Source organism: Dyadobacter linearis, from assembly GCF_907165045.1.
Lineage (GTDB): Bacteria > Bacteroidota > Bacteroidia > Cytophagales > Spirosomataceae > Dyadobacter > Dyadobacter linearis.
In genome coordinates, this window is the sequence record NZ_CAJRAU010000009.1 from 1 (window position 1) to 16,423 (window position 16,423).

Here is a 16,423-nt window from a genome sequence, read left to right on the forward strand (position 1 = left end):
TACCGTTGTTCCCGATTGGGAGTGCAAAAGTGCAGGCTTTATTTTTAACTTCCAAATCCCAAAGCAAAATATTTTTACCAAAATTCTAACCCAAGCACGCAACTCCCTGAAAATGAAAATAAAAGAATTTCAGCCTATTTTAAAGTTCTTTGAAATATTCTATAACATGCATTTTTAGTAACGTTTCCTGTTTTAGAACATCACCAGGTGGAAGAGCGCGTATCAGTTTATAATGAGGCCAGCCTTCTTTATCGGCATATTCAAATTCATAATAGGAGGAAAGGCGCAGTACTTCACAGATACCAATATGCATCAGATCCTGTTTCTGTTCCTTGGTAAAGCGTTTGGCTCCCTGGCCCAGCTCCTGTACACCTATAAGGAAAAGGACACCATTCAGGTCGGCCGGTTTTTTACCTACTAATCTTTCAAGCTTATCCAGCAGGAACTCCCACTGTACTTCCAGTGGCTGATCTTCTATATCCATTATAATGTTTTCATATTAATGCTGTGTAACAACACCATTGCAGACAACCGATAAGCTGTTATTAGCGTTCTAAATCGAGGAACAAATTTTCCACCTTCGAAACTTACAGGTTTTACAGTTGAAGTGAAAGAAGGCATTAAAGGGTTTTTCCTAACTTTGAATTTTAGCAAAGGGCAATGAGCAAATCAGAAAAACATACGATTTTAAATCAGAACGAATATTTATCCACCCTCAATCCACCTCAACGGGAGGCCGTGCTGCATGGAAACGGGCCTTTAATGATCATAGCGGGTGCCGGGTCGGGAAAAACAAGGGTGCTTACTTATCGCATTGCGCACCTGATCGGCAACGGAGTGGATCCATTTCGCATATTATCCCTCACTTTTACCAACAAAGCTTCCGGCGAAATGCGCCAACGGATCGAAGGTGCAGTTGGGACAGAGGCCCGTAATATATGGATGGGTACTTTTCACTCGGTTTTTGCAAAGATTTTACGGATTGAGGCAAGATACCTGGGGTATACCAGTGACTTCTCTATATATGATACCGACGATTCCAAGTCCTTATTAAGAAGTATCATCAAAGAATATAACCTGGATGACAAGGTTTACAAAGCAAATGTGGTTTTCAATAGGATCTCAGGAGCTAAAAACCGCCTGATCTCTGCGGATGATTACATTAACAATGCGGTGATCCAGGCAGACGACGACGCTGCCAAAATGAAAGAGATCGGGAAGCTGTACAAAACGTACGCAACCCGCTGCTTTCAGGCGAATGCAATGGATTTCGATGATCTGCTTTTCAATACTAATGTGCTTTTCAGGGATTTTCCGGATGTACTATATAAGTACCAGCACAAATTCGAGCACGTGATGGTGGATGAGTTTCAGGATACCAACGTTTCCCAATACCTGATCACGAGGAAGCTTTCAGCGGTTCACAGGAATATTGTCGTGGTAGGAGACGATGCGCAGAGTATTTATGCATTTCGTGGCGCCAATATTGAGAATATCCTGAATTTTGAGAAGGATTTCCCTGATGTCCAGACGATTAAGTTAGAGCAAAACTATCGTTCTACCAGCACTATCGTTGAAGCGGCTAACTCGGTTATTGCGAGAAATAAGGCGCAGCTGGAGAAAAAGACATTTACCCAAAATGAAGAAGGTTCATTAATAGATGTGATCAAGGCCAATTCTGATAATGAGGAAGGCCGGCTTGTGGCGACAGCTATTTTTGAAGAGAAAATGCAAAAAGCGCTGCGAAATGAGAATTTCGCCATTTTGTACCGTACCAACGCGCAGTCCCGGTCCTTTGAAGAAGCACTCAGAAAGCTTGGTATTAAGTACAGGATAGTTGGCGGGCAGTCTTTTTACCAAAGAAAAGAAATCAAGGACCTGCTTGCTTACCTGCGATATACCGTCAATCAGCGCGATGAAGAAGCATTCAAAAGAATTATTAACCTTCCCAAACGCGGCATTGGTGACACTACCGTTGCAAAAATTTCAGTTACGGCTTCTGAAAACAATATGCCGATCTGGGATGTAGTAGCTAATATTGGTAAATACGCTTCGGGCCGTACAATATCACCGATCGAGCAATTTGCTACGCTGATCAAGAGCTTCAAAATCCAGGTCGAAGAAGGAAAAGATGCGTATGAAATTGCTGCGCATATTGCCAAAGCATCGGGAATTTTAAGAGAACTGTACGAGGATAAGACCGTTGAAGGGCTTTCCAGGTATGAAAACGTTCAGGAATTATTGAACGGGATCAAAGAATTTGTCGATAGCGAAGAAACCGAAGACAAATCGCTTAGTGCATTCTTGCAATCCGTTTCGCTGCTGACTAATGCAGACGAGCCGGATGAAAATGAGGATCACGATCGGGTTACTATGATGACTATTCACTCCGCTAAGGGTCTGGAATTCAGGAATGTATTCATAGTTGGTTTGGAGGAAGATCTTTTCCCGAGTCAGATGATGCTGGAAAGCCGGCAGGATTTGGAAGAAGAAAGGCGCCTATTTTATGTTGCGATTACGCGCGCTGAGAAGAAACTGACTTTTTCTTATGCGGAGAGCCGCTATCAATGGGGACGCATTAAGCTTTGTGAGCCAAGCCGGTTCTTACTGGAAGTCGACCAGCGTTTTCTGAATGTTTCAAAAATGGTCCAAACTGCCACAGCGCGTGATTCCGGGCCGCCGCCGATCACCAATTTTGCAAGAAATCTTCGCAAGCCCGCTGCTCCGGTAGCAACATCGCCGGGCCCCGCGCATTCCCCTTCTCCGGATTTTGTGCCCAGCGATACTTTTGACCTTACAGAAGGAGATAAGGTGGAACATTTGAAGTTTGGATTCGGGACTGTGACTAAAATGGATGTGAATGGAACCGACAGGAAAGCGACGGTCAAATTTGATCTCGTAGGTGAGAAAACCTTGCTGCTTAGTTTTGCCAAATTGAGGATACTTAAATAAATCGGTATCCATAGTTATAGCGTGTTCCCGGCTCGCTTTTATATAACTAGTCTTACCCTAAAACTTCACTGATTAAACAACTAAAGTATGTTCATTGAAAAAGATATAACGCAAATAAAGGAGCGAGGAAGTGATATCGGCACTGTGGAAGAGCAGGTTGGATATTTTGTTAATGGTTTTCCATTTCTCCAGCTGTCAAAAGCGGCGACAGTTGGTGACGGAATTATAAGACTTACAGACACAGAAATTTCAGAAGTGATCAGTGATTTTGACAAAAAAGCAGCTGACGGCGAAGTGGCTTTGTTGAAATTTGTACCCGCATCCGGCGCGGCCACCCGAATGTTCAAATCACTTTTCAGCTTTCTGCAAGAAGGGAAAAGAGATAAATCAGTGGATGAATTCTTTGTAAAGCTCCCCGACTTTGCTTTTTACGAAGATTTAAAAGCGTCACTATTATCAGATGGTTATGATATTACTTCTGCGGACGAAACTACGATCGCATCTTATTTCCTGACTACTAAAGGGCTGGGTTACGGGGAGTTACCCAAAGGTTTATTGAAATTCCATAATTATCCCGATCGGTCAAGAACGCCTCTGGAAGAACATTTGGTGGAAGGTGCGAAATATGCGAATGCGGGCAGCAATGTCCAGATCCACTTCACAGTTTCACCCGAACATCGCGACAAATTTGAAAAACTGGTCGTAGAAGTGCTGCCAAGTTACCAGAGCGAATTTGGCGTGAGGTATATTGTTTCATTTTCAGAGCAAAAAAGTGCAACGGATACTATTGCGGTTAACCTGGATAATTCGCCTTTCCGCGAAAAAGATGGTTCGCTTTTGTTCCGCCCCGCAGGTCACGGCGCGTTGCTTGAGAATTTAGCCCAACTGGATGCAGATATTATTTTTATTAAAAATATAGATAATGTAGTGCCTGACAGAATAAAGGCAGATACAATTCAATACAAAAAGGCGCTGGCGGGAATAGTTCTCAAATACCAGAAAAAGATATTCACCTATCTTGAAAAACTTCAAGTAGACACTGATTTTAGCATTTTATCAGAAGTCGATACTTTTTTCAAAAAGGAGCTTTGTGTGATTCCGCCTGCTGGTTTCGATTTGTGGGACGATAAAAAGAGAAAAGAATATTTTGTTCAAAAACTGGATCGTCCTTTGAGAGCTTGCGGAATGGTGAAGAACCAGGGTGAGCCCGGCGGCGGACCTTTCTGGGCCGAGAATGCAGACGGTTCTTCGTCTTTGCAAATCGTAGAATCTGCGCAGGTAGACTTAGATGATTCGTCTCAAAACGATATTTTTAAAAACTCGACACACTTTAATCCGGTCGATCTGGTGTGTGGCGTGAAGAATTATAAAGGAGAATTATTTGATTTGAAAAAATTCCGTGACCCGCTTACAGGTTTCATTACTGCCAAATCAAAAGATGGTAAAGACCTGAAAGCCCAGGAGTTACCAGGTTTGTGGAATGGATCCATGGCAGATTGGAATACCCTGTTTGTAGAAGTTCCCCTGATCACTTTCAATCCCGTAAAAACGGTGAATGATTTGCTGAGAGAGCAACATCAATAGTGGCGAACATTTAAAAAACAAAAAAACCGCAGAAGGATATTCTGCGGTTTTTAATGTCCTGACGAAATATGATTAAGGTATAGGTAATACTTTGCTTTCTTTAAAAGTAGACAGGATTACCATCGTCTGAGTACTTGCTACCTCTTCAATTTCATTGATCTTTTCAAGCATCAGTTTTTGATAAGTACTGATATCTTTCGAGATAACTCTCAATAAAAAGTCACCTGTACCTGTAATATGGTGGCATTCAATTACTTCTGGGATTGCGTGGATCTTTTCAACAAACGATTCCGTCACAGCCTTACGGTGCCCTACCAATGAAATCTGAACAAAGGTACTTACACCCAAGCCCACTTTCTCAGGTTCAAGCTGAGCGTGGTAGCTCTTTATAATGCCCGACTGTTCCAGCTTTTTCACGCGCTCCAAAGTCGGAGCAGGGGACAGCCCTATTTCTTTCGATAGTTGTGCGTTGGTTATTTTTGCGTTCGTTTGAAGGATCTCCAGTACTTTACGGTCTATCTGGTCTAACTTAATAATGGCCGACATTTCTCTCTGACTAAGGTTTTAAAAAGGCCCCTTTTTGGGACGATGCAAAACTAATTAGATTCCCGAAGATTCTTATAATTTTATATTGGAAATTTGTCAAAAAAAAGAATTATCGTAGGTCAAAATAGATTTTAGTACTTAAATATTAGGCTCCCAATGTTTTAAACGCATTGCCGGCTATCGATTTAGACTGCATACGTTTCTCTTTTTTGCAGGAAATCCTGGTAAGTTACACGGATCCCGTCTTCCAGTTCTATCCGATGTTTCCATCCCAAACCATGCAATTTGCCCACGTCCATCAGCTTTCTCGGCGTGCCATCAGGTTTGTCGGTATTCCAGTTAATACCACCATCATAACCAACAATATCCCTGATCATTTCAGCCAGAGATTTGATCGTCACGTCCGCACCTACACCTACATTTACAAAGCCCGGCTCATTGTAATTCTGCATTAAAAAGTAGCAGGCATCCGCGAGATCATCGGCGTGCAGAAATTCTCTCAAAGGCGATCCTGTGCCCCAAAGCTCAACAGCAGGCCTGTTTTCTTCCTTCGCTTCGTGGAATTTCCGGATCATCGCCGGCAATACGTGTGAGTTGTTCAGGTCGTAATTGTCGTTCGGACCATACAGGTTTGTGGGCATTACCGAGATAAAATTGCAACCGTACTGAGCGCGGTAAGCTTCACACATTTTAATACCCGCGATCTTCGCAATCGCATAAGGTTCATTGGTTGGTTCCAGCAATCCTGTCAGCAGAGAATCTTCGCGTAGCGGCTGTGGGGCCAGTTTTGGATAAATACAGCTGGAACCCAGGAACATCAGCTTTGTCGCGCCGGAACGGTACGCACTATCGATTACATTATTCTGGATCAACAGGTTATCATGTAAAAACTCGGCGCGATAAATGTTATTGGCCAGGATACCACCTACTTTTGCGGCAGCAAGAAAAATATATTCCGGACGCTCCGTTTCGAAGAAAGACCTAACTGCACTCTGATCGCGCAGATCAAGCTCGGAAGAGGTTTTTAGCACCAGATTAGTGAAGCCTTCGCTAACCAATTTTCTATGTATGGCAGAACCTACCATTCCTCTGTGCCCGGCGATATAAATTTTTGCGCTTTTTTCCACGGTGTTTTTTTTAAATTTGTACGTTGAATATCAATATAGAAAAAATCAATTCGTTACAAAAGTAACAATCTTGCTCGTAAGAAAAATCCAATTCTCATGCAAAGAATCGTTCTGATTTGTAGCCTAATTTCGTGTTGTCTGATAGAGGGGGGATATGCTCAGTCCGTTCAAAAGGATGCTACGCCGCCTGCCTGGCTTCCAAAAGAGACAGTAAAAAAGGACACAGCGAGCCGGCCAACCGGACTTAGTTCATTTATTTCGGGCCTTGATCCGGTAGTAGGAGCCTCATTACCAGGTGATAAAGGGAAAACAACAAGCCTCTCGACACTTTTTGGAGAAACTATTCCTGACCTAGGCTTACGGGTAAAGGAATACAAGAGCCAGAAGTCCGACCGCAAGGCGAAAAAGGAGAGGTCCAAGCTTGCAAAAGTGCAATATAAAGGTGTTCCAATGCAAAGTATGTCGGTGAAATACGGTAGCGGCGACCGTGCGACAGTCGAATCGTTTCATGTATTGAAGGAATATCAGCCGATCAGCCCCTATGCCCGCGCTACCGAAACCCGCTGGTACGATAAAAAAGGCAAGAAGCTGAGCTCGGCCGTAATCCAGAAAAAAGACCAGGCGCTGCCGCTTCACGGTTCATATAAAAAGTATAATGGTGAAAATTTGATTGAAGAAGGATATTATTTCATGGGCGTGAAGGATGGTCGCTGGGTGAAATATGATGCGAAATATAATTTAATAGATAAGTCAGTCTGGGATAAAGGTTTCCCCGCCGAATCCCGCATAACTTACTATGATTCAGCACATACGCAGATTAAAGAAGTAGTGCCGGTTGCATTCGGCGAAGTGGAAGGAGAGTTTTTGCAATTTTATAAAGAAGGCCAGTTAATGGCCAATGGTAAATACGACGACGGCAAAAAAGTAGGCCGCTGGATTGAATATTACCAGTTTCGCAGACAGCGGAAAAAAGAGATACAATATCCCAAAACAAGTTGGGAAGAAGATTTTGAGCCTTTTGTTTTGAGGGAGTGGGACGATAAGGGCAAGCTGCTTTACGATTACACAAAGGATCCCCGCGCTTCGGCCGAAGAGGAAACCGAAAATTAAATTTATGCTCGAATCTCTCCTACGTTTGGCCAGGGAAAAAACCTGGCTTTTATTATTGTTTTGCATTGCTCCTGTCGTCATTTATGTTTGGGTATTTAAGGCAATTGCGCTGAATGTCAATTATGTAGCTTTCGACGACATTACTATTCTAGGCGTCATTCCCCCATTCGGCGATGCTAATCTGCTGGAACGCTGGAAGCTACTCACAGACTTATTTCCCGAACACCGCCTTGTTTTCTCCCGCTCTGTAATTCTCCTGCTTTACGGGATATTTGGTGAAGTCAACCTCGTTTGGCCGATGATCATCGCCAATATCTGCTGGGCGCTTTGCGCATTTGTCTTTTATCGCGCATTTAGCAAGCTCCGTATTTCAATATGGTACTTCGTTCCGGTTTTGTGGCTATGGTTCAATATCCAATCTTTTGAAAATATATTCTGGGGCGTTAGTTCGCTATGCAATTTCGGCGTAATCCTTTTCTTTCTCTCAGCCCTTTATTTTGCCGCATTTCATCCAAAAAAGATAGTAGCCGCCTTACTTTTCGCGCTCGCTGCCACATTCACTTATGGAAATGGGTTAATGGTTTTTCCGGTGATAGGTTTGATTTACCTGCTAACGGGATACAGAAAGCAGTTTTTAATCACATTGATTACTACTCTGGTCGTCGCGGTCGTTTATTTTATCGATTTCACGCCAATTACTCAAAATCTCGACATTTCTAACCCAAAGCAGCTTCACGAAGGCTTCTTTGGTTTTTTTGGATTTATCGGTTCAATAGCCACTCTCAATGCCTATAATACGCCTTATTCTATATTATATCTGGCGTCGGGATTTGGAATGCTGTTCATTGGTCTGCTCATTTTCCTTTATCGAAAAGAATTCAGCAAACTCTGGGATTCGACTTTCTTGAAAGCTCCTTATGCAAATCAAACAGCCCTATTTGCCGCTGGGATAGCAATATTAGTAGGGATAACTGCACTTGCATTAACCTACAAACGCATTCCGACGGACACTTTTGAAGGAATGTTCAAAGGTCGGTATCGCATGTATTCGGCGCTCTGGTGCATTGCATTGTACTTTGCATTTCTCGCACTTACCCCAAAAGCTACCGTTAGAAAATTTGCTCCGGGAATTTTAGTGCTGACAATCATCTTAAACCTCGTGGTCCTCCACAGCAATTTTGCCGACGCAGTGAATAACCGCCGGGCCGCCATTGCGCAGGAATTCAATGCACGCTACAATGCCGATTGGCTCGGTCTGAGTATGTTTTCAATGGACCAGCAGCATTATGAGAAGATACGTTCCTATTACAAATCGCGTGACCCGCTGGCGGAAGGCTGGAATCCCGACAAGAAAAACCTGGATATCCAGTGCGACAGCCTGCTAACACCAGAAATCGTAGAGAAGGTTGGAAATCATATCGTTATCAGATTCCCTCAGCATTTTTTCAAAGCAGAAAAAGACTATTCTGACGGTCCTTATATTTTGCTGAAATCGCAGGAACATGCGTATGTTTCGCCGCCTTATCAATCTGCGGTACCCCTAAAAACGACAGCCCGGAGGTTGATGTACTTTTCAAAAGGCGCTTATGGAAGCTTTCACGAGGCGACTGTGGAACCGGGAAATTATCAGATCTATCTTTTAGTGCGGACAAATGGAATGAACCGCATTTACTGTACCGGCAAAACCTGGGAAGAAAAAGAATAGCTTAAAATTTATCGCGTACGCCGGTCAATATCCGCTCCACTTCTTTCCTCACTTCGCTGCCAGGTCGTGTAAATCCATTGTTCATAAAGCTGAATACGAGTACTTTACCTTTTTTTGTGACTAAGTATCCGCTCAGGTTGTACACGTTGCTGAGGCTACCTGTTTTAGCATAAATAAAGGGTGTACTGTCTTTAAATAAATTCTTCAAAGTCCCGCTTTGCCCGCCCGAAGGCAAGATTTTAAAGAGCTTTTCCTGTGGCATTTTCACATAAATCTTTTGCAAAAGGGCCACGATACTTCTGGGCGTGAAGAGATTATATCTGCTCAATCCCGACCCGTCTTTCCAGACCGGCCTATCGGGTAAGTCTTTCAAATGGTGCTCAATTGCATGTGCGATCGCTTTCTCAGTATTCAGCGGGAGCCCGCTCGCTGAGGCATATAGCAGCATTAATTGCTCGGCCATCATATTGTCGCTCACCTGCATCATCCGCGCATACAGTGAATCGGAGGGGATACTATTGATTTTTTGCAACTCAATATCAAGCGGAATGTTGATCAGCTTGATCTCTTTTTTCAAGGTGTCACTCAAAAGCTGCACAGTGAGCTGATCCGTCATGCGAATGGGCACGTCCTGTTCAAGTCCCTGAGGAACAACAAGTTTTGAGTGGTGAAATACATTATAAAATTCTTCCCGCTCGATACCCGAAGCCAAACTGTCAAAAACCATAGCCGATTTCCACCTGCCGGGACTCACTGTAAACTGCTGCGAGTCACTTCCTTTAAAACGGGCGATATTTCCGTAAACAGGCATTGGCGTAATTTCCGCCTGGTAGTAATCATTATAGTCGCTCCACGCCCAGCCGGAGCCAAATCGCTTGTTTTCAAAATTATAGGGGGTAAAAAAAATAGGTTCTTTACGGCTTTTCAGGAAGTCGATTACCTTACTGTGAGGCAGGTCAGGGTGCAATAATGAAGGGTCGCCTGTTCCGCGAATGATCAGCAATTCTCCCCATTCAAGGTATTCCAAACCCGGAATAGAATCGCCCAGGGCACATAAACCTGCGTAAAAACTGAATAGCTTTGTATTGGATGCAGGCGTAAAATATTTGTTGCTCTGGTAAGAAGCCAGCTCTTTCCCCTCACTCAGATTGGAGATAGAAACTCCCGTATGCTGCTGGCCCAGAACCGGCGAATTTTTTATTTCCTTATTAATATACCGCGATACGGAACAGCCGGAGAGGCTAACAATACTGATAAGGAAAAGCAGCGTGCGCATGAAACCGTTTTAAATGAATGAAAACAAAGTTAATATTTTCAAGCATTTAAAACCGGCCCGGTTAGCTGCCGGTACCGTAATTTTGAGTTTGCGAATAACACACTGTAACTTGCGGAATGATTGATCTTCATGCCATTTTAAAGCGTTTTTGGGGCTATGATACGTTTCGTCCCTTCCAGGAAGATGCGATTAAAACTGTCCTGAATGGCATCGACACCCTCGTTTTGCTACCCACGGGAGGCGGAAAATCCGTTTGTTTCCAGGTGCCGGTAATGGCAATGGAGGGGGTCTGCATTGTGGTAACGCCGCTGATCGCATTGATGAAAGATCAGGTAGAACAACTCAAAAAACGGGACATTTCTGCTGCCGCCATTCACACCGGAATGGGCAAAAATGAGATCGATATTACCCTCGATAACTGCATTCACGGCAATACCAAGTTCCTTTACGTGTCGCCGGAAAGATTGCGCACAGATATTATGAAGGTGCGCGTGGCGCAAATGAACGTATGTTTGCTCGCAATCGACGAGGCGCATTGCATTTCTGCCTGGGGTTACGATTTCCGGCCTTCCTATCTCCTCATTTCAGAATTTCGCAAGCTGATCCCGCGCGTGCCGCTGATCGCATTAACCGCGACGGCCACCGAAGAAGTGCGGGCTGATATTCTGGATAAGCTGGAAATGAGGAACTCCCGCGTTTTCAAACAATCATTCGCGCGCGCTAATCTTTCCTATTCCGCTTTTGGTGAAGAAAACAAGGAAGCCAAGATATTGCAGGTATTAAAAAATGTAGAAGGATCGGCGATCATTTATGTGCGGACGAGGAAGAAAACCAAGGAAATAGCCGACTGGCTCAACCGAAAGGGCATTTCTGCACAAGCATACCACGCGGGCCTGCCGCTTAAAGACAGGTCGGAGCGGCAAACTGCCTGGATACGAAATCAGATCAGGGCCGTGGTGGCTACCAATGCATTCGGAATGGGAATCGACAAGCCCGATGTGCGTACTGTGATCCATTTCGACTTACCTGATAACCTGGAAGCCTATTACCAGGAGGCTGGCAGGGCAGGGCGCGATGAGAAAAAAGCATACGCAGTAGCACTTTTCAGTCCGATCGAGCTGGAAGAACTTTCAAAGAATATCGAAAGGCGGTACCCGGGCATGGAAGTACTGCGGAAGGTGTACCAGTCGCTCGCGAATTATTACCAGGTACCTGTCAATGGGGGTGAAATGGCGGGGTATAGCTTTGATATTCAAGATTTTACCGGCGTATTCGGACTACCGTCAAGTGAAACGCATTACGCATTGAAACTCCTTGAAGAAGAGGGTTTTATTCAATTAAGCGAAAATTTTAACGATCCTTCCAAGATACATTTCCTGGTAGATAACCGCCAATTGTACGACTTCCAGATACGTTACCAGGAAATGGATTCGTTTATCAAATTGATTTTGCGACTCTACGGCGGCGAGGTTTTTACAGAATATGTGCGGATCTCGGAGACGGAACTGGCGCAGATCTATTTTGCCCCGGAAGCGGAAGTTATCAAAAAACTGAAATTCCTGGCCGAGCGCGAAATAGTGGATTATCAGCCTAAAAAAGACAAACCTCAACTTATATTCCTGACACCCAGATATGAAGCGTCGGTTCTGCCGCTCAATGTCTTTGAAATACAGCGAAAAAAGGAGCGGGATTTAACGAAGGCCCAGGCAGTTGCCAGATATGCGTCGCACACCCGCATTTGCCGGACGTTATTATTGCTGGAATATTTCAACGAGTTCGACGCGGAAGAGTGCGGGATCTGTGATATTTGTTTAAAAAAGAAAAAAAACGAAACGACCGAAGCGAATCTGGCCGGGCAAATTATAGAATATATCAAAAAGGAAGGCGCATTGGCCCCTGTCGCATTGGGTCAGGCTTTTGAGCATACAGATGAAAATTTACTAATACAAACACTACGGGAGTTGATCGGACAAGAGCTATTACTTTACGATTCTTCCGGAAAACTGAACATTACAAACAAATCTCAACATTGAAAAAATCAGCACTTTACTCAGCACTATTCTCCGCATTCTTCGCAACAGGCAGCTTTGCCCAACAAATTCCAGGTCTCGACAAAAGTAATTACGGCGGATTGTACCGCGCCACCTACAACCCGTCGGTACTGGGCGGGCCGAAACATAAGTGGCAGATCAACATCGGGACCATCGGCGGGAGCATTAATTACAGGTATTTCAGGTTTTTGGGTGAAAATTCACTGTTATACCCGCTTCTTGCGCCGCATTCAACCAAAGAATTATATGGTCGGTCGAGGACAATGGGCTCACTTTCTTACGAAGATCCGATTCACCTGGCAAGTGAAATCCGCTGGCCCTCGGCTATGATTTCTCTGGGTAAATACCAGGGACTCGCATTGTCATTTCGCACGAGAGGTTACGCGATGGCGAACCATTTTCCCGATGCTGTGCGCAATTTGTATTTCCATAGATTGGATACTGGAAGTACGCCGGCAGTCAATAATGAAGCCTGGGGAGATTTTAGCCTTATTCAGCAAAGTTTTTCGGATGTAAGTGTTTCTTATGGCGTGCAGCTGCTTGATTTAGAGTCACATAAGGTGCGGATCGGCGGTACGGTTAAGCGGGTTTTTGGTGCGAGAGTAGGGTATTTGTCTGCCAATGTCGAAAACTTTTCCATTCAGCAACTCGCAACTAATCTTGATATAAGTGAGCTAACTGTCAATAACTTCGGCTATGAAACCGGTTACAGCACACCAAACCGCGGCGTTTCGCTGGGCAGCTTATTTAATTCAGACAAATATGGATCAGGCTGGGGTTACGATCTTGGTTTCAGCTATGAACTGGGTTCTTATTGGGGGAAATCAAAAGAAGTGTATGACGAAAGCCCGGAATACCTTATTCGGCTCGGCGCTTCGCTGACAGATATTGGCTCAATCCGCTACAATACCAATGATTCAAAAGTTTCGAGAGGTCAGCAGGCGCAGGCAGTAATTGGCCAAACCGAGCTGGAAACGATCAGTGACAGAGGTACCGAAGGTTTTATGAGCCTTTATCCCTCAACTTCTGACACAACTTTTAATAAAAGCGTGAGATTGCCGCAGGCTTTGCATTTGGAAGTGGATCTTCAATTAGTAAAAGGTTTCTTTCTTAACCTTTCTCAAACAAAACGATTTCAAGAACGGTCAGGCGAGCTTTTGGATATTTATCAGCCAAATGCTTTCACGATCACGCCGCGTTTTGAAGATGAGGATTCCGATTTCGCATTCCCTATCTCATTCATTGAAGGAAATAATCGGCCTTCGATCGGAGCTGTGGGGCATTTTGGACCGATCTTTCTGGGGCTGAGTAGTGTAAACGGACTTTGGAAAAGGGGAGGAGCGAGAGGGAGTATGGTCTACTTAGGGTTCAGCGCCTGGAAATTGAACAGAAAAAAGGATAAAGATTGATATGCAGAAGACTTTTATCGCACTCGTTTTTCAACTGCTATTTTCTGTCGTGCTTTTTGCGCAGCACGAACACCATCATGCAGCTGATCACAAGCAAAGTGCGGTAGAGCCTCAGCCGCTTTTATCGCAGGCAATGCGACTCCGGGATGCACTGACATTTTCCGGAAATCCACTGGCAGATGGTGATCTGCAAAAGTTAAAGGTGCTGGAAAACAAGCCATTATCAGCGGAAACCGTAAAAGGTATTCAGGAAATATTCGATCCCTATTGCCTGAATATCATCGATATCAATCCCGAAGGCCGGGTAAAAGTGGAACGCGGTGCGGCAAAGGCAGAGCTGATCCAGAACGGGTGGACAAGTTTTCTGGTACGGATCAATAATGACGCCGGCATTACCGCAAAGCTCGAAGTAGAAAGTCCGAATGCAGCCAAACCATTTCATTCTCCGTCCTTTGAACATCGGGTAAAGGAAGAACATAAACTCACACCCGGGCAGGTTGCAAACCGTTTTCTGGAAGTCCAGATGTACACCAACCGGCCGCTACAAGCTAATCTTTCTGGTCTTAAACTTGAATATGCGGTTGTTCAGATCTATTGTAAAGATGCCGGAAAGCGGGAGGCGGAAATTGCTTTTCATGTTGGGCAGGGGAGCCAGGATCTTGGTTTCCGAAATTCTACACATATATTATTTAATGCAAAACCGGCAGTTACTGTCAATTTCCGTATTCGCGATTCAGACGGAAGTCCGGCGATGGCTTCTTTTATTATTGCCGATTCAAAAGTGCTTTCAACGGGTAAATTCAAAAGATATTACCCGCTGCAATCTCGCCGAGTAGCCGCATTTGACGAATATCCCGACTTCTTTTTCCAACCCCAGATCTACCGGAAAGACGGTGAGCACGTGCAACTTCCTGCTGGTACGTACCGTATCACATACACCCGCGGACCGGAGTATATTCCTCAGATTAAGGAAGTTACCGTCCCAGAAGACAAAACGACATTTGATATTAGTTTCGATTTGAAACGCTGGATACAGCTCTCAAAACTGGGCTGGTACAGCGCCGATCACCATATTCACGCCGCAGGATGCAGTCACTACGACAGTCCCGAGGAGGGTGTAGATCCCAAAGATATGTTCCGGCAGGTTTTGGGAGAAGACCTCAATATGGCTGCGAATCTGGCTTGGGCGCCGAGCTGGTACCGACAGAAAACGTTCTTTACCGGCCAAGACCACCCGCTTTCCGGCAAAACCAATACCATGCGGAATGATGTGGAAGTTTCCGGATTTCCTTCGTCGCACGCGGGGCATATTGTTTTGCTGAGGATAAAAGAAGATGATTACCCTAATACCAAAGTGATTGAAGACTGGCCGAGCTGGACTGCGCCGGTTTTATCCTGGGCCAAAGAACAGGGCGGTGTTACTGGTTACGCGCATTCCGGCTGGGGACTCGAACCTGTGCAGCCGGTTAATAAGATACCAAACTATATTTTACCAAAAATGGATGGTATTGGCGCCAATGAATACATTGTTACCATCACTCAAAATCTTGTCGACTTTTTCAGTGCGGGCGATACGCCTGCTCCGTGGGAGCTGAATATGTACTACCACACACTCAATTGCGGCTTTACACCCAGGCTCAGCGGTGAAACGGACTTTCCCTGCATTACCGACGCGCGGGTAGGGCAGGCCAGAAGCTATTTTAAAACCGACGGGCCGATGACTTACGACGGTTACGTCGACGCGCTCAAAAAGGGGAGAAGTTATGTTTCCGATGGAAAATCGCACATCCTGGATTTTGCAGTAAATGGAAAACTGGCCGGAACTGGAAACAGTGAATTGCAGCTTAAAAACGGCGCTGGTATCGCTGTTACTGCGGAAGTTGCGGCCTATTTGCCTGTAAGCCAGGATAGTGTAGGTGAGGTGATCGCCAAAACGCCACTGGAAGTAAGACCATTTTGGGATATTGAAAGGGCCCGCATTCAGAAATCACGCAATGTGCGGGTGGAGCTGATTGTAAATGGAGAGGTGGCGGATAATACCGAGGTAGCGGCCGACGGGGAAATCAGGGATGTAAAATTTGATTATAAGCTTGAAAAATCATCCTGGGTAGCACTGCGCATTTTTCCAAGTTCGCATTCAAATCCTGTTTTTATAAAAATTGGTAATAACCCAATTGCGGAAAGCAAAAGCGCAGAGTGGTGCCTAGCGGCTTTGGAACAATGCTGGAAAATGAAGGAACCAAGTATCCGCAAAGAAGAGAAACAGGCGGCGAATGCGGCTTATGACAATGCGAGAGGAATTTACAGGAAATTAATAGAAACGGGAAACAAATAGGAATACAGCCTACACCTCGGCCCGCTTCTTTTTAAACAAACTCCCGATCCTGCTGAACATACGTTTTTCAAACTCCCAGAAAAACGAAAATTTCCCCCAGATCCAACCCCAGATCAACAATATAACCTGATATAGTGGTAGGATAATGAGGATATTAACACCCCACCGAAGCCAGGCCGGAGAAGCTTCGGTGAGTCCTATTAATGCGAACAATCCCTTTTTTACGTACAAAACTGAAAAACCGGTGCAGGCAAAAACGAGCAGGATGATCAGTACATCCCAGCCGTTTTTGACATTCCAGCGTTGTTTCAGTTTTTCGATCATGTAC

12 protein-coding genes are annotated in these 16,423 nt (G+C 44.7%); 7 read left to right on the forward strand and 5 right to left on the reverse strand.

Annotated features, from left to right (window positions below):
• Positions 1-139 precede the first annotated feature (139 nt).
• Positions 140-484 carry a hypothetical protein gene (locus KOD92_RS23480; RefSeq protein WP_215236062.1) on the reverse strand — a complete coding sequence of 115 codons (345 nt, stop codon included), beginning with the start codon at positions 482-484 and terminating at the stop codon, positions 140-142.
• A gap of 176 nt (positions 485-660) precedes the next feature.
• On the opposite strand from KOD92_RS23480, the gene KOD92_RS23485 reads away from it, so the two are divergent.
• Together KOD92_RS23485 and KOD92_RS23490 are read left to right on the forward strand one after the other, a co-directional pair.
• Positions 661-2,952: an ATP-dependent helicase gene (locus KOD92_RS23485; protein WP_215236063.1), complete on the forward strand. Its 2,292-nt coding sequence runs from the start codon at positions 661-663 to the stop codon at positions 2,950-2,952.
• Between the two features lie 87 nt (positions 2,953-3,039).
• Positions 3,040-4,536, forward strand: coding sequence for a DUF4301 family protein (locus KOD92_RS23490; RefSeq protein ID WP_215236064.1), 1,497 nt, complete (start codon positions 3,040-3,042; stop codon positions 4,534-4,536).
• A gap of 72 nt (positions 4,537-4,608) precedes the next feature.
• Here the strand turns inward: KOD92_RS23490 and KOD92_RS23495 are convergent, their stop codons facing one another.
• Together KOD92_RS23495 and KOD92_RS23500 are read right to left on the reverse strand one after the other, a co-directional pair.
• Positions 4,609-5,082: an Lrp/AsnC family transcriptional regulator gene (locus KOD92_RS23495; protein WP_015813234.1), complete on the reverse strand. Its 474-nt coding sequence runs from the start codon at positions 5,080-5,082 to the stop codon at positions 4,609-4,611.
• A 185-nt stretch (positions 5,083-5,267) separates the two neighbouring features.
• Complete coding sequence (locus KOD92_RS23500) at positions 5,268-6,209, reverse strand: GDP-L-fucose synthase family protein (protein ID WP_215236065.1); 942 nt, start codon at positions 6,207-6,209, stop codon at positions 5,268-5,270.
• Between the two features lie 96 nt (positions 6,210-6,305).
• Here KOD92_RS23500 and KOD92_RS23505 point away from each other — a divergent pair, with 96 nt between their 5' ends.
• Both KOD92_RS23505 and KOD92_RS23510 read left to right on the forward strand, forming a co-directional pair.
• A complete protein-coding gene (locus tag KOD92_RS23505; protein ID WP_215236066.1) occupies positions 6,306-7,319 on the forward strand; it encodes a toxin-antitoxin system YwqK family antitoxin in 1,014 nt (337 codons plus the stop codon).
• Positions 7,320-7,323: 4 nt separating this feature from the next.
• Positions 7,324-9,024, forward strand: coding sequence for a hypothetical protein (locus KOD92_RS23510; RefSeq protein ID WP_215236067.1), 1,701 nt, complete (start codon positions 7,324-7,326; stop codon positions 9,022-9,024).
• Between the two features lies 1 nt (position 9,025).
• Here KOD92_RS23510 and KOD92_RS23515 read toward each other — a convergent pair whose 3' ends face one another.
• Entirely contained in the window at positions 9,026-10,300 is a 1,275-nt protein-coding gene (locus KOD92_RS23515) for a D-alanyl-D-alanine carboxypeptidase/D-alanyl-D-alanine-endopeptidase (protein ID WP_215236068.1), read from the reverse strand.
• A 116-nt stretch (positions 10,301-10,416) separates the two neighbouring features.
• Between KOD92_RS23515 and KOD92_RS23520 the strand changes: the two genes are divergently transcribed.
• From KOD92_RS23520 to KOD92_RS23530, 3 genes are read left to right on the forward strand one after another with little or no spacing between them, the layout of a single operon-like run.
• The gene (locus tag KOD92_RS23520; protein WP_215236069.1) at positions 10,417-12,333 is read left to right on the forward strand and encodes a RecQ family ATP-dependent DNA helicase; all 1,917 of its coding nucleotides are present in this window, start codon (positions 10,417-10,419) and stop codon (positions 12,331-12,333) included.
• Complete coding sequence (locus KOD92_RS23525; RefSeq protein ID WP_229254811.1) at positions 12,330-13,760, forward strand: DUF5723 family protein; 1,431 nt, start codon at positions 12,330-12,332, stop codon at positions 13,758-13,760. Before KOD92_RS23520 ends, KOD92_RS23525 begins: the two co-directional genes overlap by 4 nt.
• Position 13,761: 1 nt before the next feature.
• Positions 13,762-16,095, forward strand: a complete 2,334-nt coding sequence (locus tag KOD92_RS23530; RefSeq protein ID WP_215236070.1) for a CehA/McbA family metallohydrolase — start codon at positions 13,762-13,764, stop codon at positions 16,093-16,095.
• Between the two features lie 9 nt (positions 16,096-16,104).
• On the opposite strand, the gene KOD92_RS23535 is transcribed toward KOD92_RS23530, so the two are convergent.
• The gene (locus KOD92_RS23535) at positions 16,105-16,419 is read right to left on the reverse strand and encodes a DUF6787 family protein (protein ID WP_215236071.1); all 315 of its coding nucleotides are present in this window, start codon (positions 16,417-16,419) and stop codon (positions 16,105-16,107) included.
• Positions 16,420-16,423: the final 4 nt, after the last annotated feature.